A 21,008-nucleotide genomic window follows, 5' to 3' on the forward strand; every position below is an offset into this window, starting at 1 on the left:
CTATTGCTTCAGAAATACCCCTAGAATAAAAAAGCTCATCTTTAAAGATGAGCTGTACATTCCATAAAAATTACATTGTAACCATGTCCAGAAAATGATCAATCACAATGGAGGACATTCCTAATGCCGGCGCATTCTGTCCTAAGGAAGATGGCAATAATTCATAGCTATTGCCTAATTGGGAATAAACCCTTGACGATACTTCACTTCTCATTGAATTTAAAACCATAGGATGCGATTCAATTATGCTATTTCTTAAAATTACGGCCTGTGGGTTGAAAGTATTCAAAATATTGGTAAGACCTATTCCTAAATAGAATCCAAAATTCTGTAATGCGTTTAAGGTTCCGATATCATTCAGATGGGCGAGGTCTATGATATCTTGATAGGACAGTTTTTTCGCTTTAGTCTGAAGAGATTTTAATAAAGCCTTCTCTGAAGCATACAATTCCCAGCAGCCTCGGTTTCCGCAACTGCATTTAGGACCATTAAAGTCTATTGTCATATGTCCCATTTCTCCAGAGAAGCCGCTTACTCCTCTATATAAATGATTGTTGATAATAACACCGATCCCTATCCCTGTGCTGATACTTACGTAAATAATGTTATCGTGATTTTTTGCAGCTCCAAATACTTTCTCTCCATATGCGCCAGCATTTGCCTCATTTTCAATAAAAACAGGCACATTGTACTTCTCTTGTATCGAAGATTTTAAGTCAATATCTCTCCAGTTGGAGTTCGGAGTGAAAACAATTTTTTGATCTTTATCAATGAGTCCAGGCACGCAAATACCTATACCAATAAGCCCGTACGGAGATTGGGGCATATGCGTTATAAAGTGATGAATCATATCAATTAAAATGTCTTTCGTTATTTCTGGAGAATTGGATTCCAAATGACGGTATTGATCAAGAACGATCGATCCTTCAAGGTCTGTTAAAATGCCATTGATATAATCCACACCAACATCTATTCCTACGGAGTATCCTGCCTTTTTATTAAAAACAAGCATGACAGGTCTTCTTCCGCCACTTGATTGTCCTTGACCTATTTCAAATACCAGATTTTCTTTCATTAACGTGTTTACCTGTGATGAAACAGTTGATTTATTTAATCCAGTCATTTCAGATAATTTTGCTCTTGAAATAGGTGAATTTTTAAGGATTTCTTTTAATAATAACTTTTGATTTACTTTTTTGACAAAGGTTTGATCAGCGATATCCACTTCATCCACTCCATTTGTTTAATCTTTAAATTAAGTATAAACATAGTACATAGCGAATCTTCCCTTTATTATATCTAATGTGTTCATAAAAAACTAAAAAAAATATTGAAAATACTGATGAGGTTATATAAGATGAAAATAAGTTAGTTTGTTTAAACAACAAACTAATAGGTAACTTACAATATGAAATAAAATGCATTTGTATTTGAATGATCAGGTTTTGAATTTATTTTTAAGGGGGAAATCACATGGCTCAATCTCATTCCAGTTCAATTAACTATTTTGGAAGCGCAAACAAAGTGGTTTACGAAGGGAAAGATTCGACTAATCCTTTAGCATTTAAATATTATAATCCTCAAGAAGTAATCGGCGGAAAAACGATGAAAGAGCATTTGCGATTTTCTATTGCCTATTGGCATACATTTACTGCTGATGGTACAGACGTTTTTGGAGCAGCTACGATGCAAAGACCATGGGATCACTATAAAGGCATGGATCTAGCGAAGATGAGAGTAGAAGCAGCATTTGAGATGTTTGAAAAACTAGATGCACCATTCTTTGCTTTTCATGACCGGGATATTGCACCAGAAGGCAGTACGCTAAAAGAGACAAACCAAAATTTAGATATGATCGTGGGCATGATTAAAGATTACATGAGAAATAGCGGCGTTAAGCTATTATGGAATACCGCAAACATGTTTACGAATCCCCGTTTCGTCCATGGTGCCGCGACTTCTTGCAATGCAGATGTGTTTGCGTATGCTGCAGCACAAGTGAAAAAAGGGTTAGAAACAGCAAAAGAGCTTGGCGCTGAGAACTATGTATTTTGGGGCGGCCGTGAAGGATATGAAACATTGTTAAATACCGATTTAAAATTTGAGCTTGATAATTTGGCTAGATTTATGCATATGGCAGTGGATTATGCGAAGGAAATCGGGTACACAGGGCAGTTTTTGATTGAGCCAAAACCAAAAGAGCCGACCACCCATCAATACGATACAGATGCAGCAACAACCATTGCCTTTTTGAAACAATATGGCTTAGACAATCATTTTAAATTAAATCTTGAAGCCAATCATGCCACATTAGCTGGGCATACATTCGAACATGAATTGCGCATGGCAAGAGTACATGGTCTGCTTGGCTCTGTTGACGCAAACCAGGGTCATCCTCTTTTAGGCTGGGATACGGATGAATTTCCGACGGATTTATATTCTACGACATTAGCAATGTACGAAATCCTGCAAAATGGCGGCCTAGGAAGCGGCGGATTAAACTTTGACGCGAAGGTCAGAAGATCTTCTTTTGAGCCTGATGATCTAATATATGCCCATATTGCAGGGATGGATGCATTTGCAAGAGGATTGAAAGTTGCCCACAAATTAATCGAAGATCGTGTGTTTGAAGATGTGATTCAACATCGTTACCGCAGTTTTACTGAAGGGATTGGTCTTGAAATTATAGAAGGAAGAGCTAATTTCCACACACTTGAGCAATATGCGCTAAATCATAAATCAATTAAAAACGAATCTGGAAGACAGGAGAAATTAAAAGCGATATTGAACCAATACATTTTAGAAGTATAACAGGATAAGCTCCAGATCCTGCTATCAATACCAAGTCACTGAATTACCCGTCATGATTCCTTTCCTATTGCTTGTTGTTATGACGGGTAACTTCTATAATTAGGATTTATTTAGAGTGAATGGTTTTTTAAAAGGGCAAGGAGTGAAAAAATGAAGTATGTCATTGGAATAGATCTTGGAACGAGTGCTGTTAAAACCATTTTAGTTAACCAAAACGGCAAGGTTTGTGCAGAAACGTCCAAAAGGTATCCGCTCATCCAAGAGAAGGCGGGATATAGTGAGCAAAATCCTGAAGACTGGGTGCAGCAAACAATTGAAGCATTGGCTGAATTGGTTTCTATATCCAATGTTCAAGCCAAGGATATTGACGGGATAAGCTATTCGGGACAAATGCATGGATTAGTACTGCTTGACCAAGATCGTCAGGTGTTACGTAATGCAATTCTTTGGAATGATACCAGAACAACGCCTCAATGTATAAGGATGACCGAGAAATTTGGCGATCATCTTCTTGACATCACAAAAAACCGTGTTTTAGAAGGGTTTACATTACCTAAAATGTTATGGGTAAAGGAACATGAACCTGAACTTTTTAAAAAAACTGCTGTGTTTTTGCTTCCGAAAGACTACGTGCGATTCCGTATGACCGGTGCCATTCACACCGAATACTCCGATGCAGCAGGAACTTTACTTTTACATATTACTCGCAAGGAGTGGAGCAATGATATTTGCAATCAAATTGGTATTTCTGCAGATATTTGTCCTCCGCTTGTTGAATCTCATGATTGTGTAGGATCGCTGCTTCCGCACGTTGCCGCCAAGACCGGGCTATTAGAAAAAACAAAAGTGTACGCTGGGGGAGCAGATAATGCTTGCGGCGCTATTGGAGCAGGTATCCTTTCTTCCGGAAAAACTTTATGCAGTATTGGGACCTCAGGGGTCATACTTTCCTACGAAGAAGAAAAAGAAAGAGACTTTAAAGGGAAAGTCCACTTTTTTAATCATGGAAAAAAGAATTCTTTTTATACGATGGGCGTCACGCTCGCTGCAGGATACAGCTTGGACTGGTTTAAAAGAACGTTTGCACCAAACGAATCGTTTGAGCAATTATTGCAGGGGGTGGAAGCTATTCCGATAGGAGCCAATGGACTGCTATACACTCCTTATTTGGTTGGTGAAAGAACGCCGCATGCTGATTCTTCTATTCGGGGAAGCTTGATCGGAATGGATGGAGCCCATAATAGAAAGCACTTTTTGAGGGCAATAATGGAAGGTATCACATTCTCTTTACATGAATCAATTGAGCTATTCCGCGAAGCGGGAAAATCAGTTCATACTGTTGTTTCTATTGGTGGGGGAGCTAAAAATGATACGTGGCTGCAAATGCAAGCTGATATTTTCAATGCGAGGGTAATTAAGTTAGAAAATGAACAAGGGCCAGCTATGGGGGCTGCAATGCTGGCTGCCTTTGGAAGCGGTTGGTTTGAATCCCTTGAAGAATGTGCAGAGCAGTTCATTCGTGAGGCTGCTGCATTTTATCCAAAGGCACAAAATGTACAAAAATATAAAACACTATTTGATTTATATAAGAACATTTACACTCACACAAAGGATCTCAATACAGCTTTGAAGAGCTTTCGAAAAAACTAATGATGTTATTGTCTGGAGATCAACCGAAGAACAATTAATGATCAATCATCATTAAAGGCCTTTGATGACATGGCTGCCTTCTTTTGAAAAGATGGTGAGAATAAGGTATGGCAACCTTTAAACAGTATTGGAGTGTCCAGCAGACAAAACGAACGAGCGGAACCGTATTCTGTCAGCGAACACTTCAAGAAGTGGGAAAGCTTAGGAATGCCAATGGGTAAGATGTATGAAACCGCGCTAACGACGGTAGAGGGATCTCTTGATTTATGATGAAATAGGAAGGATGTTTACACACAAATAACCCCCTCACATTGACGTGAAGGGGTGTTTTTTATTGTTACTATACAGCGGAAATTTTACAGGCTAGTTGATGATTTTAGCTTGATAAGCAGAATGGAAACTAGACACGCCATCATCTCTTTCTCATTCTTTGGAAACTGCATTCTGCTAGGTTTGCTGCTTTTTTTAACGAACAGTGTTTTTCTATTTCACACAGCCATTAAATCCTCTGTTTGTCACATAACCGCTCTTACTCCAAATTGACAGTTTATCTGATTTTGCTTCTTGCTCATCTAGTCTGAATTGGTCTATGTATTTTGTGTTAGGCTCATATACATATGCTACTCTGGCCAATCCCTCTTTCAATAATGTCTCTTGAACAGATTTGCCGTCAACATAAACGTATGCTAACAGTCTTCCATACTTATCTCTGCGATCGCCTTTATCAAATTCCAGCTGTAGCTTACCGCTGTTGACCAATTCTTTATTTCGTTTCGACGCATCCTCACCATATGGTTGAACACAAGAATTTGGTTTCTTCGTCTCAGGTGTATCAACGAGCAAGTAGCGAACTGTGTCTTTCTTTCCGTTGTAAATAACCTTAATCGTATCTCCATCTATTGCTCTATCTAATGTAACATCGATCAATTTCTTCTGATTTTTTGAATGAGGCATGCCAGCCTTTTGTTCTGTCTGATTATATTCATTAGATTGAGTATCTTGAGAGACTTGCTCCGTCCCATTAGAATCTGAATGGTTTTTGGCTGCGTGATGTGATCCGCAAGCTGCCAAAGTAATACTTAAAACGATTGCGATCATACTGATCAAAATCTTCTTCATATTGATTCCCTCTTTATCATTTTCTCTTTTCGCGATTAAACATCATCATTATAACGATATGGACATTTTTTGTGAATGGAAAACTTCAAGGGAACTTATAACACTCAAATTGCCAATAGTTAACATCCTAATAAGATGATCAAAACATCACCATCACATAGCGGAAATAAATAATTCTGAAAATAATATTGATTGAAAATGCTTTTGGAATTATGATAATATGAGAAATGACAATAATGTGACAAAAATATTACTACAACATAACAACTAATAGCTTAGGTTTATTCTACTGTCTAAAAATGTAAACGATTACTAATCCAGAGGCGAAAATCTAAGATAGAGATGACTTTAGTTTTGACTCAATATCCACACTGAAAGAGCTTATTAAGTATTCTTAATAAAGGCAGGGGAAATGGATATGAATGAACATCGAAATCGAAGGTTGAAATTAATAATGATTTCAGCAACTTTTGGAGGGCTTCTCTTTGGATATGACACCGGAGTTATAAATGGAGCTTTACCTTTTATGGCAAGGCCAGATCAGCTTGATTTAACACCGGTTACAGAAGGGCTTGTTACGAGTATTCTATTATTAGGTGCCGCGTTTGGAGCGTTGTTATGCGGAAGATTGGCTGATCGATATGGCCGCCGTAAAATGATCCTTAATCTTTCCTTTTTATTTTTCCTGGCATCACTGGGAACAGCGTTAGCACCTAATGTTTTCATCATGGCGGCCTTTCGTTTTTTACTGGGGCTGGCTGTTGGAGGAGCCTCGGCGATGGTGCCGGCCTTTTTAGCAGAAATGGCACCGCATGAAAAGAGAGGGCGTATAGTAACCCAAAATGAACTAATGATTGTTGGCGGGCAATTTTTAGCATATGTTTTTAATGCGATCCTCGGTGTAACAATGGCAAATACGGGACATGTTTGGAGATACATGCTAGTCATTTGTGCTGTACCGGCTATCATGTTATTTGCCAGTATGCTTAAGGTACCAGAAAGCCCCCGATGGCTAATCTCCAAAGGCAAAAACAGTGAGGCGTTGCGAGTTCTTAAACAAATTCGAGAAGATAAACGTGCAGTAGCTGAATGTAGAGAAATTCAAGAAGCGGTAGAAAAAGATACAGCACTAGAAAAGGCATCACTCAAGGACTTTTCTACACCATGGCTGCGCCGTCTTTTATGGATTGGAGTCGGTGTTGCCATAGTGAATCAAATTACAGGTGTGAACTCGATTATGTATTATGGCACACAAATCCTTAAAGAATCTGGTTTTGGTACAAAAGCGGCTTTAATCGCTAATATTGGAAATGGGCTGATATCAGTTATTGCAGTTATATTTGGGATTTGGCTGGTCGGAAAAGTGAGACGGCGTCCAATATTATTGATTGGTTTGGCGGGGACGACTACAGCGCTCCTATTGATTGCGATTTTCTCAATTGTGCTTGATGGATCTATGGCACTTCCTTATGTAGTGCTTTCTTTGACCGTTTTATTTCTTGCCTTTATGCAAGGGTGTGTAGGACCTGTGACTTGGCTTGTCATAGCGGAAATATTCCCTCAAAGGTTAAGAGGACTTGGTTCTGGGATAAGTGTTTTTTTCCTTTGGATATTAAACTTTGTGATCGGTTTTGCTTTCCCGATCTTGCTTAGCTCTGTAGGTTTGTCTTTTACATTCTTTATATTTGTGGCTTTAGGTGTATTGGCAATCGGTTTTGTATACAAATTCATGCCGGAAACAAAAGGGCGTACACTTGAAGAATTAGAAGAGCATTTTCGTTCTCAACACGATCATAATACTCCTGAACAATCAGTTATTGAGGTATAAATATGTTGAAAATCTCTCTTCTTATAGGAGGAATTTTTTTAGTTTCAGAAAAATCAAAATCCCTCTGGTAGAGGGATTTTGATTCAGCATTTTAAGATGTTCTACACGTATAATACTGGAGTTGATACTTTAAAAATCTCGCCATCTCTTATATAAAAACGAGGGATGCGGCGGCTTAATGTAGACACGACTTCATAGTTAATCGTATTGAGCATTTCAGCCACTTCATCAACGGAAATCTCGGCTCCTTTTTGCTTACCGTAAATCACGACTTCGTCTCCTTGTTTACCTTCACCGTTTTCTCCTAAACTGACCATGATCATATCCATTGTTACTCTTCCCGCCACTGGCACTCGTTTTCCGCGATGAAGAACAAATCCGCGATTGGAAAGGGCACGAGAATAGCCGTCAGCATAGCCGATCGGGAGTGTAGCAATTACTTCATTAGGTTCTGCGACGTATGTAGCACCATAGCTAACGGTTCGGGGTTCTGTCCGCATGGTTTTCACATAAGCGATGCGTGCCTTTAAACTTAACGCAGGTTCAAGCTTAACGAGATTTAGTTGTTTAATATAGGCTGAAGGATATAAACCATATAAGCCGATACCTAAACGGATCATATCAGCGCTAAATTCCGGAAATGCGATAGCTGCAGCCGTGTTGCACATATGCACGGTGGGCAGCTCAATCCCCTGTTTTTTTAAAAAGCTGAGAAAACTGATGAATTTTTCGTACTGCAGCTTTGTGAGTGTTGTGTCCGGTTCATCAGCTGTCGAAAAATGTGTGAAAATCCCTGTCCATCTGAGGAATTTACTTGCCTTTAAGGCTTTCACTACTTCTAAAAGTTCTTCCTTTGTGCGTACACCTAATCGTCCCATGCCGGTATCCACGTTAATATGAATGGCCAGCCGGTTAGCACTCGCTTCTTTTTCCAATATCTCGCTTGCTTCTTTCATCCAATCAACCTGGAATGCTGATAATGTTATATTCCAAGCTGCTGACTTCTTTACACAACTAAGGGATGTAAAACCAAGCACAAGGATAGGTGCTGTAATCCCAGCTTTTCGTAAAACGATTCCTTCCTCCACACTGGCAACAGCGAGCTCACTCGCCCCGTGTTCCAGTGCATGGCGTGCCACTTCTATAGACCCGTGACCATAACCGTTCGCTTTTACGACAGCCATAATTTTGCTCTTATGTGGAATATGACGGCGGATCGCTCGCAAATTCTTTTTAACGGCATCAAGATTGACTTCGATCCAAACTTCTCGGCAAAGCTTTATCATCAACGCTTCCTTCCTTCTTATGGATTATAAATACCACCTATTGCCGCAAGTAAATGTTAATTGTTGGATGATTCGATCTTATTTTATTCAACTTTATTTGAAATCATTCAACAGCAAATCCATGTGATACGAGAAGGTGCCTATCAATGTTCGAATAATAGCAAGTACGGGATACATGAGGCTTGTAAGTGGGGTGTTAATGGGTACGGCGACCGAGGATTACAAAAATGATTATTTGTTTTGGGACATTTTTTTCTAAGGGTAGATGATAACGAGAAATCTAATCAGGAAATACTTACCGTTGTTATGAACATTGGAAGAACCTTTTAAATGAGAAGGGCTGAGGAAATTCTGTAAAAGATAATCGGTTGAAAAGGCAGTCGATTCCTTGTTCCATAAACCTAACATCAGAGTATATAATTAAACTCGTATTCACAAAAATCGTTTAAGTAAGGGGTATACATGAATAGGGGAGTTAGTTTTCAAATACCGAATGAATATGGAAATTTTCTATGGAGAATACTGCAGCCGGTAGAAATAGCTAATTATAGGTGGCAAACGAGTGGGGAATCTTATTTTGTTGTAGAAGGAGAGCTCGATGATGAGGAGCTTTTTCATGACTATGCAATTGTTGAAGGGGCAGTTTTTGAGCAACAATTAAAAACGAATCAGTACTATACCATTTTCGTTGAACTGAAAGCATTTCCATATGGAAAAATGGTTAATCAAGTCAATATATATGAAGAGTTTGCTGACAGTGATTGCGAACTTGTCCTTTTGATAGCAGATAATAGCTACGTTTCGATTTACTGTAAAAACAAAAAAATCATTGAAAAACTGTACTTCAATGCTTTACAGAATGATTTTGAAGACGTTCAATTTATAACTGATGAAAATGACACAAGAACAAGCCTTACTGTATGATAGTCAATAAAAATTAAAGGAGCTAGTACATAACAATGCAAATTAAAATCAAGTATCTAGATGAAACACAAACAAGAATCAGCAAAATTGAGCAGGGAGACTGGATTGATCTTCGGGCAGCTGAAGATGTAACAATCAAAAAAGATGAATTTAAGCTTGTCCCATTAGGTGTTGCAATGGAGCTGCCTGAAGGTTACGAAGCACATGTCGTCCCTCGTTCAAGTACATACAAGAACTTTGGCGTTATTCAAACAAATTCAATGGGTGTTATCGATGAGTCATATAAGGGAGACAACGATTTCTGGTTCTTTCCTGCTTATGCATTGCGTGATACTGAAATTAAGAAGGGTGATCGTATCTGCCAGTTTAGAATCATGAAGAAAATGCCGGCGGTTGAATTGGTTGAAGTCGAGCATTTGGGAAACGAGGATAGAGGAGGACTCGGTTCAACAGGTACGAAGTAAACAAAATAAATCCTTGGCTGTCTTCATGCTGTGTGATTGATCAATGGAGGTTTCAGCCAAGGTACATATAAATATTATGTATAAAATGAATATTTTAATACGAAGGATTTAATTAAAAACAAATTTTAAAAAGGGAAGTTTTGAAAAAGTGAAATAGTAATAACTAAAGTCGATAAAGAACCTAAAGATGTCAAAGAAACAATTTTTCTGGTGCTTTGCTTTTTTGAAGGTTTACTTAGCTCGTGGATAACTGCCCCCCATAAAAGCATGGATGCTAAAATTATAATACTTATATACATATAGATGCTCCTTTTATTATATTTACAGTTTTTACATTTTTATTGATTTTACCACTTTAGGATTGAGTTGTCGATGAAACAAGCATCTCTATAAAGAAATACTTTTATCTAAATTTTTATAAATAGGGGAAGGCAACTAAAAACTAGTAATGCCACTAATAATAAGCCAAGTTAAATGACTTGTGTTCATTAATAATTGAATTTTACAGCAGCCATGAGCACAAAAAAATCTGAGTTCGTCGATAAATATCATAAAAAAGCCCCCGGTATGTCGCCAGGGAATAAATAGACGTTTAAGAGATTTAGTGATGTTTTTTATATGATTCGACAAAATCATAATAATGATCATCGTCATCATAATACTTTTTTTCGTAATGATAATCGTGATCATCGTAATATTTTTTATCATGGTCATCATACTTTTTGTCGTAATCATAATGTTTTTTATCATGATCATAATACTTGTCGCAATCATAATGCTTCTTATCATTGTCGTAATACTTTTTGTAATATGTTTTTTTCCAAGTGTAATACTCTTCTTTATATTTTTTATAATAACCCAATTAAATTCCTCCTTTATGTTATTCGAATTTAATTTATGAAGTTTAAATGATATGGTATGGTCAAATGAAATAAGAATAGTAAAAAGAGGCTGTTTAAAACACTTTCTGAAAAACAAAACGGATAGCTGTTTATGAAAATAAGAGCGAGAGAGAGCACTCAATCACTGTAAAATAATAGTAAAGTGTATAGAGAAGATTAGTATACGTAAAAAGGGACTTTCTCCTTGAAGAATATTTGAACGTTATGGTTAAGATTCAAGAGCTCTATAATGTGATTTTTCACACTGCTTCTGAAGGATTTAAAGTTAGACGTCAAAAAGCAGCAAAATCGGTTAGAAACAGATCATATAAGGAATGAAACGCTGCCAAATATCATAAAAAAGTTGTTAATGATCAAATGAATGAAATTAGAGAGAATTTATTTTAAAGAAAGCCCAATTGCACATGGACAAATGACAATTGATATTGAGGTAAAATACAATGCATTAAATCAGAAAAAGCTATTGGAGGATTTAATGTGTTTAGACAATTTCCAATTTGGTATACACAAACACCTGACTATTTGAATTTTTATGTGCCGCAATATCAAGCCATTTCTTATAATCCTCAACAATGTTATCAACGGTGTATGTACCAAACTGGCGGTAACTATGAGCTATGTGACAGACTATGTTATGGAGAAATACAGGTGTAAAAGAGGGGGGATTAACTCCTCTTTAAACACACAGTGAGTGGAATAAGATCCTCACTTTATCTGCAAGTGCTTAGTATTTGCGATAATATTGCATTCGTAATAAATTATGCTTAGCAACTGAAAATGAAAGAAGGGTATGAATAGTCATGACGCAATTCGATAAACAATACAATTCAATTATAAAGGATATTATCAATAATGGAATCTCAGACGAAGAGTTTGATGTAAGAACCAAGTGGGACTCAGATGGAACACCGGCACATACTCTAAGTGTAATCAGTAAGCAAATGAGATTCGACAACTCAGAGGTTCCGATTTTAACGACAAAAAAGGTTGCCTGGAAAACAGCCATTAAAGAGTTGCTCTGGATTTGGCAGCTGAAATCTAATGATGTTAATGATTTAAACAAGATGAGCGTACATATTTGGGATCAATGGAAACAAGAAGACGGCACCATCGGACATGCATATGGATTTCAGTTGGGGAAGAAAAACAGAAGTCTAAATGGAGAAAAAGTGGATCAGGTAGACTATCTTCTTCATCAATTGAAGAACAATCCATCTTCACGCAGACACATTACAATGCTGTGGAATCCTGATGAATTAGACGCAATGGCCTTAACGCCATGTGTATACGAGACACAATGGTACGTTAAGCAAGGTAAGCTCCACCTCGAGGTAAGAGCACGGAGCAATGATATGGCATTGGGAAATCCATTCAATGTATTCCAGTATAATGTGTTGCAGCGCATGATTGCTCAAGTGACTGGTTATGAGCTTGGTGAATATATCTTTAACATTGGGGATTGCCATGTGTACACACGTCATATAGACAATTTGAAAATCCAAATGGAAAGAGAACAGTTTGAAGCACCTGAACTATGGATCAATCCTGAAGTGAAAGATTTTTATAACTTTACCATTGATGATTTCAAGTTAATCAACTATAAACATGGGGACAAGCTTTTATTTGAGGTAGCGGTTTAATGCTGCCTTTTTATTGTGCAGTGAATAGATAGCAGGTATCCTAATTTCATTAAGCAATCTGGAAGATGAATAAAAATTGAAGGACAAACACGTATAATACATAAAAAAGATTAACTCTACAGTTAATCTTTTTTATTCAGAAGAAAATATCCTAACTTTGAAACTAAATACAAAGTAAAAGCAATCATTACAGTTCTAGATATTACAATTCCATGAATAGCTAGATCATATCCAGCAGGTATCAACGCATTTGTATTACACATAAAATATATAGATATTAGAAGTGCTACAATAACTAAAATCATTCCAAAAAGACTTGTTTTTTCATATTTCATACCAATTTCCACCCTTATTAAAGTTAGGTTTAAACAAAAGAGCTGAAGAAACGAACTATGACCAGTATGCTCCAAGGAAAACCGCCAGACAATGCTGGCGGCTTTTTGCTGCTTCGTTTATTTATTAACAGAGATCGTAACGTTATTTCCTGCAACTGAAACCTTTGCGAAATCCTGTGTATCTACCACAGGAGTGACGGCTTTATTGTCGATAGTGATGTTGTTAAAAGAGGTCGAAAAGGTTGCTTTGATCGCATCACGCTGGCTTTCATACGAAACAGCCGCGGTAGCAAGTGTTTTCCATTTTGAAATCGTGCCGATGTTGGTTCCTTGAATTTCTGTGATAATCCGTCCGGTGTAGCCGTCATTGTTCGTTCCCCAAAGGGTCATGCGCGTATTGCCGCTTAAATTTTTATAGATTGTCATTTGGACTGTGCTTCCAGGGCGGAAGCCTTTATTGTATGTGAATTTGTCTTTTCCTTCGATGTACGTTTCTTCATTTTTGGACCCAACCTTCATGAGGGGCTTCCAGACGTTGTATTGTTTGCTGTACTGAAGCCCGATATCGGCTTCAGTTCCGCTTGTTGCCCTAAAGCCAGAATAAATATAGGGAGTAGAGACCGAGTCGTTGTTTTTGACAGTTTCAGGAAGCACGATTTTAGCTGTAAAAACGGCGCCCGTACTGTTCAGGTAGACACGGCCGCCGATTCCGTTAGGCAGCTCGGATGCTGCTTTTGCGACTTGAGCGTCTGCCGCGGGTAAACCTGGTATACCTGATGAAAGGGTTCCGAAAAGAACTGCTGTTCCTACTGCACCTGCAATCAATACTTTTTTCACCAAAATTCCCCCTTTTGATAGTGGTTTCGCCATTTATTATACCTTATTTTGGAACTGGATTTACGTATATAAATCGACAAAATATTTCATTTTGAATGATGTAAGGTCGAAACGCTTCGCCAATCTGAAAGCTATATACCTTTATCAGAGGAAAGAATGAGATCACATTCGTTTTAACCGATTTGAAATTTTCCTCAAAATAAAAGTACAAATGCTTAAAGAAACGATTATTAAAAGAATGCCCGCTATCGTTTCCAAGCCTGTAAAAAAGAGGTGACGTTTCATCAATGTCTGTCCTTGTAAAATGATAAAAGCACAGATACCGACTAAGAAAAGAAAACAAATACTTAGGATTGCTAACGCTTTACGTGAGTATGTTTTCATTTCATCTTTAAAATACAGCAATACGAAAATAAAGCAGATAACATTGGCTATTGTTCTAATCACCTCAAAGCTTTTCATGACAACTGATATAAATAGACAAAGTAAAATGAGATAAAATACGATGTTTCTATACAAAAAACCTCTCCTTTTATGTAGGATCCTCAAAGAGTTTATAAAAGTTTCTTTGTAACTGCAATAAATTGAATGCGCTCACTTATGAACTAACTAAACTATGTACTAAATATTCACTATTCTTTTTCAGATTCAGTCACCAAGGTTTTCATAGAAAGGGAAGCTTCAGAAATATACATATAGTGCACAAACAAAAAAGACCCGGCAATAGCCGGGGGAAAGTAAAAACGAGGAGATGTTAATGGCGTTTAGTAGTGTTTTTTATGCTTTTTATACTCTACAACATAATCATAGTCTTTTTTATCGTGATCATAATATTTTTTATCATAGTCATCATATTTTTTGTCGTAATCACAGTCATAATCTTTTTTATCATATTCGTAATACTTCTTATAATACGTTTTTTTGACCGTATAATACTCTTCTTTGTATTTTTTGTAATAACCCATATATACTCCTCCTTTATTTTTACTACGCTTTATTATACGGCGAGTAGATTTTGCGGCTTGGACAGTTAAAATCATAGAAGGAAAAAAGGGCTGTCCAAATGATAGAAAAAGACAGATGACACAAAAACAAATCAAAATAAAGAGCCGATTTTTCATCGGCCCAAACGATTTATCCTACATTTGTTTGTCTTCTTTGTTTTCTGAGTCATTTTTTCTGATATCCTGAGTCAGTCCGCTTGTTGCTTGTTTAAATTCTGATAAGGCTTTTCCTGCTGCACGGCCAAGCGCCGGCAGTTTATCAGGCCCAAATACTAAAAAACCCACAAACAAAATAACGAGTATTTTTGTGAAGCTTAATTCCATATCCTTTTCCCCCTGATTGAAGTACAACCTTTTAAACAAATTATAAGAGATAGCAGTACAAATGGGAATGCATTTATTTTGAACATTTTAAAACCAGCACAAAGACGGATTCATAAAACGGCTGCTGCTGAATATAATGTCCAATGCCACCTGCCTAAGAAGCAGGAGGCAGGCTGGATCAATTATGTAGCTCTGCCGGAAATGATACAAACGTAGCGGCTATCATTGACATAGAGGAGTGGTGTAGCTGATGAGATTCACTAAGGTAGTTGGATTTTTGTCTGTTTTAGGGTTGGCTGCGGTTTTTCCATTAACGGCACAAGCAGAAAAAGCCGGAACTGCGGGGGCTGGAGAGTGGGATAAGTTGGGGACTTACACATATACTTACTCAAGTCCGACGGTATACTCGACCGGAGGAGATTTTAGAGTGTGCCTTTCAGGAAGCACTCCTTTTTCTGTTTCACTGCACTTATATGAGGATGATCCCGGTGACAATCCTGATGATTATGTAGGGGCAAACTATTTTTCACCCGGAGAATGCCACACCTTTGGCAGTATTGGAAAATTTGTAGATGGGAGCAATAACAAGGCCGAGTTCTTTGTTACCGATTACTCTGGTAAATCTAAAACTGTTACGTTTTATGATTGATGGACTCAAATTGTGAAGTATAACCCTTGGAAAAAAACAAAAAAGAGAGATACCTCTCTCTTTTTTATTCTTCGACAGCCTTACGAAGCCGTTCATTTACAATGCCAGTCCAGCCGCCATCCATCTTACCGCGAACGACGGAGCTTTTCTCGTTTGCTTTGCCGATCACTTCATTCGGCTCTTTCCAGCCGCTGTGAATAAGGGTAAACCCTGTCTTTTCCCCCAAGTCTTCTAATTGAAAGGTAACGACCCATCCTTCTGTATCCCATTCAAAAGAAAGTTCAGTTGGAGCTTGAACAGCCAAAACTTTACAAGGGGACGGCCCAAACGGCGATTGTAAGTGAAATTCTTGTCCTTCTTTGAGCTGAAAGTCATTGGGCATAAACCACTTGGCAATGCCTTCTGAAGTAGAGACTGTCTCCCAGACTTTCTGAATGGGAGCCTCCAGAGTAATGCTTTTTGTAATATCCGGTAATGCATTTTCGTTGTTTTGAGCCATTTCGTTTACCTCTTGACATATGATGTTTTTTCAATTCAATCATATAATAACTAATAAGATCATGTCCATAGCGTGCATTATTTATGCTAGAGCTGCTGTTGAACAGCGTGTCAGTCGCCAGTCTGATCTGTGAATGGGAGAATTCTGCATGCGCGAAAAAGAGAGAGAGGTGTATGTTGTCATTTCGTTCATTCTTGTTTGCAGCCGCAACTGTTATGTTTGAACTGGGATTCCTGTTCAGCCAATTTATTTTGCGATTTTTGTTTTAATAGTAAATGAGCCATTTTCTAAAACAGGAGGTTTTTTATGCTTGGAAAAATCAAAGCAGCCATTGATAATAGTCCAGGGAAGCCGGCCAGAATTTTAGTTAGTGAAAAAGCGTTTCAGCAATTAGAGGAAGAAATGCGCTTTGTTTACGTTTCCAAACCGAAAACGATAATGGGGATTCCTGTGGAAGTTTCAGATCAGGCAGAAAGCTTCAAGCTGGAATTTTAGTTTTCCCAGACTGCTAAAAGGCTCATTTTGTGTTAATTATGCAAAATGGTCAGGTTGATTTCTTTAAAAGCATGATGAAATGTTCATCATGCTTTTTTATTGAGAAAAAAGACGAACATAAAAAATAGGTATACGGGAAAAATAATCCTATTAGAGAGAGGGGAACTGACAGATGGATAACATGATATCAACACTTACTGACTGGAATGTGTGGTTTCAAGCGTTAGTAGTATTTCTCGTTCCATATGTAATCTATAAAGTGTTTACTTGGATTCATGTATAAGAAGGTGCAATGATGAGGTGGCGGAACAATCAGTACAAAACACAGAAGCAGCATAAATCAGATTATTCGACAGCTGAAAAGCAGGATCAGGATGTGTTAACCGGTAACATCGGATACGACTTAGAACATGTAAAAAGAAAAATAGGACATAACGGGGACGTTCATTTCCGTGAGCTTGAAATCACTCAATTACATGTGAAAGCGGCATTGATCTTTGTTGAAGGACTGTCTGATCAGGACTTGATTAATAAAGGACTATCAGTGTTAGTCATGAATCAACCTAATCAGGTAAGCGATGAAATTTCTCAATCCGGCAAAGGTATTTTAACTTCGAAACAGATAAAAAATCAAATCGTATCAATCGGTGATGTCATAGATTCAGAGAAAATCAGTGATATCGTGTTGAATGTTTTCATGGGTTCGACAGCGCTTCTCATCGATGGAATACCGCAGGCCTTTCTTCTGGGAACTGTAAAAAAACAAAATCGAAGTATCGAGGAGCCGCTTTCAGAAGCGCTTGTCAGAGGGCCGCGCACAGGCTTTACAGAAGAGTTGAGTACGAATACAGCTCTTTTGAGACAGCAAGGAAAAAATGATCAATTAACATTGCAGAGATTTGAAATAGGAACACGATTAAAAAAGGATTTAATTATCGCTTATATGAATGACATTGCAGATCCAAAAGTAGTCGAGGAAGTAAGAAAAAGAGTGAGAGGGATTGAGATCGATCATTTGCCGGAGTCAGGCTACGTTGAACAGTTAATTGAGGATAATTATTTGAGCCCGTTCCCGCAAGTACAGAGTACAGAACGTCCTGATCGCGTCATAAGCGGATTAATGGAAGGAAGAGTAGCTATTCTGCTTGACGGCACTCCGTTTGCTTTGATTGTTCCAGTCACTTTCAGCATGATGCTTCAATCGCCTGAAGATTATTATGAACGGTGGTTCCCGAGCTCGCTCATCAGATTGCTGAGGTTCATCGCAGCAATGATAACGTTATTCGCACCCGCTTTATATATATCATTTATTTCTTTTCATCCTGGGTTAATTCCGACCAAGCTGGCGATTTCAATTTCCGGGACGCGCCAAGGTGTTCCGTTCCCATCTCTGATTGAAGCCTTATTTATGGAAGTCGCGATTGAAATTTTAAGAGAGGCGGGGCTTCGTTTGCCAAAACCAATTGGACCCGCAATAGGCATAGTTGGCGGATTAATCATCGGGGAAGCAGCTGTGCAGGCGGGGATTGTCAGTCCAATCATGGTCATTGTTGTTGCGCTCACAGCAATTTCTTCATTTGCCATCCCGCATTATAGCACAGGTATAGCACTTCGGATGCTTCGGTTTGGCGCGATGTTTTGTGCGGCGGTGTTTGGATTGTTTGGAGTCATTATGTATTATCTGCTGCTAAGCAGCCATGTCGTAAAGCTAAAGAGCTTTGGTGTGCCATACGCAAGTCCGGCAGTGCCCTATCACTTAAAAGATTGGAAAGACTTTGTTATCAGAATGCCTCTTTTAGTCATGAAGCGCCGGCCTAAAATGATGAATACAGATAATACAAAACGGGTGAAGTGATGAACTCGACAGGATGGTGATAAAGTCTCATGTTCAGCCCAACCAGTAAAATCACAACCGCTCAGGCAACGATTATCATCATTAATTATATGCTTGCTGCCGGAGTTCTTACGCTCCCTCGGACAGTAACAGAACAAACACAATCTCCTGATGGATGGATTTCAGTTTTATTAGGCGGGGTCCTAGCGGTAATAGCCGGGATGATTATAGCTAAATTAAGCCAGCAGTATCCTAAGGAGACCTTTTATGAATACTCCCGACATATTGTAGGAAAATGGCTCGGGCATCTGATCAGTATTGTTTTTATTACTTATTTTCTGGCACTCGGTGCATTTGAAGTCAGAGTCATGTCCGAAATCGTGGATTTTTTTCTCCTCGAAGGGACACCTTCTTGGGCCATCATTATGACAGTTCTTTGGATTGGGCTTTATTCAATTACACAAGGCCTAGATCCGATTGCACGGCTTTTTGAAATGATTTTTCCGATTACGGTCATCATCTTTTTAACGATAGCCCTCATGAGTTTAGGCATATTTGAGATCAACAATTTGCGCCCTGTATTAGGTGATGGAATCATGCCGGTTCTTAGAGGTGTAAAGACAACGAACCTTTCATTTACATGTTCAGAAATTATGTTCATTTTAGTAGCATTTATGAAAAAGCCGAAAAATGCGGTGAAAGCAGTTGTGATCGGGACAGGCGTTGTGACCAGTTTTTATATGATTACGATGATTATGGTCATCGGTGCACTATCAGTTGAGGGAGTTGTGACGAGAACATGGCCGGGGCTTGACCTGATGAGAAGTTTTGAAATACCTGGTTTAATATTTGAACGGTTTGAATCATTTCTGCTTGTGATTTGGATTATGCAGCTTTTTGCCACGTTTATTATCACTTTTTATGCAGCTTCCCTGGGAGTCTCACAAGTTTTTAAAAAGAAACCCCTTTCATGTATGTTTGGGCTGCTTCCTGTTATATATATCCTCTCTTGCATGCCGAAAAATGAAAATGACGTCTTTATATTGGGCGATACGGTCAGTCATATCGCTTTGTATATATTTGGCGCTTTGCCGATTTTGCTGTTAGTCATTTCGAAATGGAGGAAAAGAGGTGAAAAGTAAACTAAAACGTCAATTGCCTGCTATGGTCATAGTATGTCTGCTGATGATTTGCGTAACAGGATGCTGGAGCAGTCGGGAAATAGAAGATCTGGGTCTCACATTCGCTATCGCAATTGATAAAGGAAAAGAAACGAACACTGAAAAAGAGTTAAAAGAAGAGGGCGGGAGCTATCCGAAAAAAGACAACATTACGCTGACCTATCAATTTGTTAATGAAAAAGCGGCAGGCGCGGGCACAAGCGGGGGAGGCGGTAGCGGACAAGGAGCGCAAAAAGCGTACATTAATATAAGTGAAACAGGGGATTCATTACAGCAGATCGGAAGTGAGGTTGCATTAAGACGGGACCGAGAAGTGTTTAGCCCGCATTTAAAAGTTGTTGTCATGAGTGAAGATGTGCTGCACACATTTCCTATCGACGAAATGCTGGATCAATTTTTTCGTGATAATGAAATCAGGCTGAGCTGTCTTGTTTTATCTGCTAAAGGGGAAGCAAGAGACGCTCTCCAGCTGAAAGAGAACGGAGAAATTCCGGCATTTCGGCTGATTGGATTAGGTGAAAATGAACATAAAGTTTCCAGAATTCTTCCCCCTATGACACTCGCGAAACTAATTGGAAAACTGCATTCTGGCAGCAGCTTTTTACTGCAAAATGTGGTTGCGGCGAATGGAGCGGTCAAGTATTCCGGAGCAGCTGTAATCAACGGAAAATCGAAAAAAATGATAGGCACCTTAAATGAATATGAAACTGAGGGGATTACATGGATTAGAGGAGAAGGGAAAGGCGGAGTTGTCAAAAGTCATGATAAAAAGAGCCAACAGACGTTAGCGTACGATATCAATAAAATCAAAAGCAGAATTCAGCCAATCGTAAAAGGGAAAGATATTTCATTCCATGTCGATATTGAATCAGAAGGCGATTTGGTTGAAAACTGGAACACAAAAGAGGCGTTGGACACCCAGTTTATAGATCGTCTCGAAACGACTATTGAAAACGAGGTAAAGAAAATAGTTGGTCAGGTATTAAAAAAAATTCAGCATGATTATAAAGCAGATGTTGCGGGTTTTGATGAATCTTTTAGACTTACATATCCTCACTTATGGAAAAGGGTGAAAAATAACTGGGATGACACCTTCAGTAAAGCCGACATCACATACAGTGTGAACGTCACAATTACTCATTTCGGCACGGTTAAAACTCAGTAATGAATCCCAAGGAAGAGAAGGAAACCTCTCTTCTCTTTTTTATGCATTTATTAGGATAAAG

23 protein-coding genes and 1 pseudogene are annotated in these 21,008 nt (G+C 38.4%); 14 read left to right on the forward strand and 10 right to left on the reverse strand.

Annotated elements, in window-relative coordinates; all coding sequences use genetic code 11:
- Positions 1-70 precede the first annotated feature (70 nt).
- Complete coding sequence (locus MHB62_RS09345; protein ID WP_032721896.1) at positions 71-1,225, reverse strand: xylose repressor; 1,155 nt, start codon at positions 1,223-1,225, stop codon at positions 71-73.
- 248 nt (positions 1,226-1,473) lie between these two features.
- Here MHB62_RS09345 and xylA point away from each other — a divergent pair, with 248 nt between their 5' ends.
- The 3 genes and pseudogenes from xylA to MHB62_RS09360 form a co-directional block, all read left to right on the forward strand.
- Positions 1,474-2,811, forward strand: a complete 1,338-nt coding sequence (gene xylA / locus MHB62_RS09350) for a xylose isomerase (protein WP_015383743.1) — start codon at positions 1,474-1,476, stop codon at positions 2,809-2,811.
- Between the two features lie 150 nt (positions 2,812-2,961).
- Positions 2,962-4,461, forward strand: a complete 1,500-nt coding sequence (gene xylB, locus MHB62_RS09355; protein ID WP_032721900.1) for a xylulokinase — start codon at positions 2,962-2,964, stop codon at positions 4,459-4,461.
- A gap of 104 nt (positions 4,462-4,565) precedes the next feature.
- Positions 4,566-4,731 (forward strand): annotated as a pseudogene (locus tag MHB62_RS09360) (glycoside hydrolase family 11 protein); the annotation flags it as partial.
- A 213-nt stretch (positions 4,732-4,944) separates the two neighbouring features.
- On the opposite strand, the gene yncB reads toward MHB62_RS09360, so the two are convergent.
- The gene (yncB, locus tag MHB62_RS09365; RefSeq protein ID WP_003231658.1) at positions 4,945-5,580 is read right to left on the reverse strand and encodes an endonuclease YncB; all 636 of its coding nucleotides are present in this window, start codon (positions 5,578-5,580) and stop codon (positions 4,945-4,947) included.
- Between the two features lie 412 nt (positions 5,581-5,992).
- Here yncB and MHB62_RS09370 point away from each other — a divergent pair, with 412 nt between their 5' ends.
- Positions 5,993-7,408: a sugar porter family MFS transporter gene (locus MHB62_RS09370; protein WP_003231656.1), complete on the forward strand. Its 1,416-nt coding sequence runs from the start codon at positions 5,993-5,995 to the stop codon at positions 7,406-7,408.
- A gap of 101 nt (positions 7,409-7,509) precedes the next feature.
- On the opposite strand, the gene alr is transcribed toward MHB62_RS09370, so the two are convergent.
- Positions 7,510-8,694, reverse strand: a complete 1,185-nt coding sequence (alr, locus tag MHB62_RS09375; RefSeq protein ID WP_003231653.1) for an alanine racemase — start codon at positions 8,692-8,694, stop codon at positions 7,510-7,512.
- 462 nt (positions 8,695-9,156) lie between these two features.
- On the opposite strand from alr, the gene MHB62_RS09380 reads away from it, so the two are divergent.
- Together MHB62_RS09380 and dutA are read left to right on the forward strand one after the other, a co-directional pair.
- Positions 9,157-9,618 carry a DUF2691 family protein gene (locus MHB62_RS09380; RefSeq protein ID WP_003231652.1) on the forward strand — a complete coding sequence of 154 codons (462 nt, stop codon included), beginning with the start codon at positions 9,157-9,159 and terminating at the stop codon, positions 9,616-9,618.
- 35 nt (positions 9,619-9,653) lie between these two features.
- Positions 9,654-10,082: a dUTP diphosphatase DutA gene (gene dutA, locus MHB62_RS09385; RefSeq protein ID WP_003231650.1), complete on the forward strand. Its 429-nt coding sequence runs from the start codon at positions 9,654-9,656 to the stop codon at positions 10,080-10,082.
- Between the two features lie 601 nt (positions 10,083-10,683).
- Here dutA and cotU read toward each other — a convergent pair.
- On the reverse strand, positions 10,684-10,944 hold the full coding sequence (cotU, locus tag MHB62_RS09390; protein ID WP_003231648.1) for a spore coat protein CotU: 261 nt from the start codon (positions 10,942-10,944) through the stop codon (positions 10,684-10,686).
- A 401-nt stretch (positions 10,945-11,345) separates the two neighbouring features.
- Here cotU and MHB62_RS09395 point away from each other — a divergent pair, with 401 nt between their 5' ends.
- Positions 11,346-11,510, forward strand: coding sequence for a hypothetical protein (locus MHB62_RS09395; protein WP_003231643.1), 165 nt, complete (start codon positions 11,346-11,348; stop codon positions 11,508-11,510).
- A gap of 274 nt (positions 11,511-11,784) precedes the next feature.
- Positions 11,785-12,624, forward strand: coding sequence for a thymidylate synthase (locus tag MHB62_RS09400; protein ID WP_003231641.1), 840 nt, complete (start codon positions 11,785-11,787; stop codon positions 12,622-12,624).
- A 122-nt stretch (positions 12,625-12,746) separates the two neighbouring features.
- Here the strand turns inward: MHB62_RS09400 and MHB62_RS09405 are convergent, their stop codons facing one another.
- The 5 genes from MHB62_RS09405 to tatAC all read right to left on the reverse strand — a co-directional run bounded on the left by MHB62_RS09405 (position 12,747) and on the right by tatAC (position 15,124).
- Positions 12,747-13,034: a hypothetical protein gene (locus MHB62_RS09405; RefSeq protein WP_119123060.1), complete on the reverse strand. Its 288-nt coding sequence runs from the start codon at positions 13,032-13,034 to the stop codon at positions 12,747-12,749.
- Positions 13,035-13,076: 42 nt separating this feature from the next.
- Entirely contained in the window at positions 13,077-13,799 is a 723-nt protein-coding gene (locus MHB62_RS09410) for a YrpD family protein (protein ID WP_023592782.1), read from the reverse strand.
- Positions 13,800-13,958: 159 nt separating this feature from the next.
- Complete coding sequence (locus MHB62_RS09415; protein ID WP_003245181.1) at positions 13,959-14,315, reverse strand: YoqO family protein; 357 nt, start codon at positions 14,313-14,315, stop codon at positions 13,959-13,961.
- 245 nt (positions 14,316-14,560) lie between these two features.
- Positions 14,561-14,761, reverse strand: coding sequence for a spore coat protein CotC (locus MHB62_RS09420; RefSeq protein WP_003231636.1), 201 nt, complete (start codon positions 14,759-14,761; stop codon positions 14,561-14,563).
- Positions 14,762-14,935: 174 nt separating this feature from the next.
- Positions 14,936-15,124 carry a twin-arginine translocase TatAC gene (gene tatAC / locus MHB62_RS09425; protein WP_003231634.1) on the reverse strand — a complete coding sequence of 63 codons (189 nt, stop codon included), beginning with the start codon at positions 15,122-15,124 and terminating at the stop codon, positions 14,936-14,938.
- A gap of 78 nt (positions 15,125-15,202) precedes the next feature.
- On the opposite strand from tatAC, the gene MHB62_RS09430 reads away from it, so the two are divergent.
- Entirely contained in the window at positions 15,203-15,340 is a 138-nt protein-coding gene (locus MHB62_RS09430; RefSeq protein ID WP_003231629.1) for a hypothetical protein, read from the forward strand.
- Between the two features lie 34 nt (positions 15,341-15,374).
- Positions 15,375-15,773 carry a hypothetical protein gene (locus MHB62_RS09435; RefSeq protein ID WP_009967329.1) on the forward strand — a complete coding sequence of 133 codons (399 nt, stop codon included), beginning with the start codon at positions 15,375-15,377 and terminating at the stop codon, positions 15,771-15,773.
- A 64-nt stretch (positions 15,774-15,837) separates the two neighbouring features.
- Here MHB62_RS09435 and MHB62_RS09440 read toward each other — a convergent pair whose 3' ends face one another.
- Positions 15,838-16,272, reverse strand: a complete 435-nt coding sequence (locus tag MHB62_RS09440; RefSeq protein ID WP_003231627.1) for an SRPBCC domain-containing protein — start codon at positions 16,270-16,272, stop codon at positions 15,838-15,840.
- Positions 16,273-16,578: 306 nt separating this feature from the next.
- On the opposite strand from MHB62_RS09440, the gene MHB62_RS09445 reads away from it, so the two are divergent.
- From MHB62_RS09445 to MHB62_RS09460, 4 genes are all read left to right on the forward strand, one after another.
- The gene (locus tag MHB62_RS09445) at positions 16,579-16,767 is read left to right on the forward strand and encodes a hypothetical protein (RefSeq protein WP_003231626.1); all 189 of its coding nucleotides are present in this window, start codon (positions 16,579-16,581) and stop codon (positions 16,765-16,767) included.
- A gap of 292 nt (positions 16,768-17,059) precedes the next feature.
- On the forward strand, positions 17,060-18,622 hold the full coding sequence (locus MHB62_RS09450; RefSeq protein WP_003231624.1) for a spore germination protein: 1,563 nt from the start codon (positions 17,060-17,062) through the stop codon (positions 18,620-18,622).
- 29 nt (positions 18,623-18,651) lie between these two features.
- On the forward strand, positions 18,652-19,743 hold the full coding sequence (locus tag MHB62_RS09455; protein ID WP_003231622.1) for a spore germination protein: 1,092 nt from the start codon (positions 18,652-18,654) through the stop codon (positions 19,741-19,743).
- Complete coding sequence (locus tag MHB62_RS09460; RefSeq protein ID WP_003245832.1) at positions 19,733-20,947, forward strand: Ger(x)C family spore germination protein; 1,215 nt, start codon at positions 19,733-19,735, stop codon at positions 20,945-20,947. Before MHB62_RS09455 ends, MHB62_RS09460 begins: the two co-directional genes overlap by 11 nt.
- Positions 20,948-21,008: the final 61 nt, after the last annotated feature.

This window comes from Bacillus sp. FSL K6-0255, assembly GCF_045040725.1.
Classification (GTDB): domain Bacteria; phylum Bacillota; class Bacilli; order Bacillales; family Bacillaceae; genus Bacillus; species Bacillus subtilis.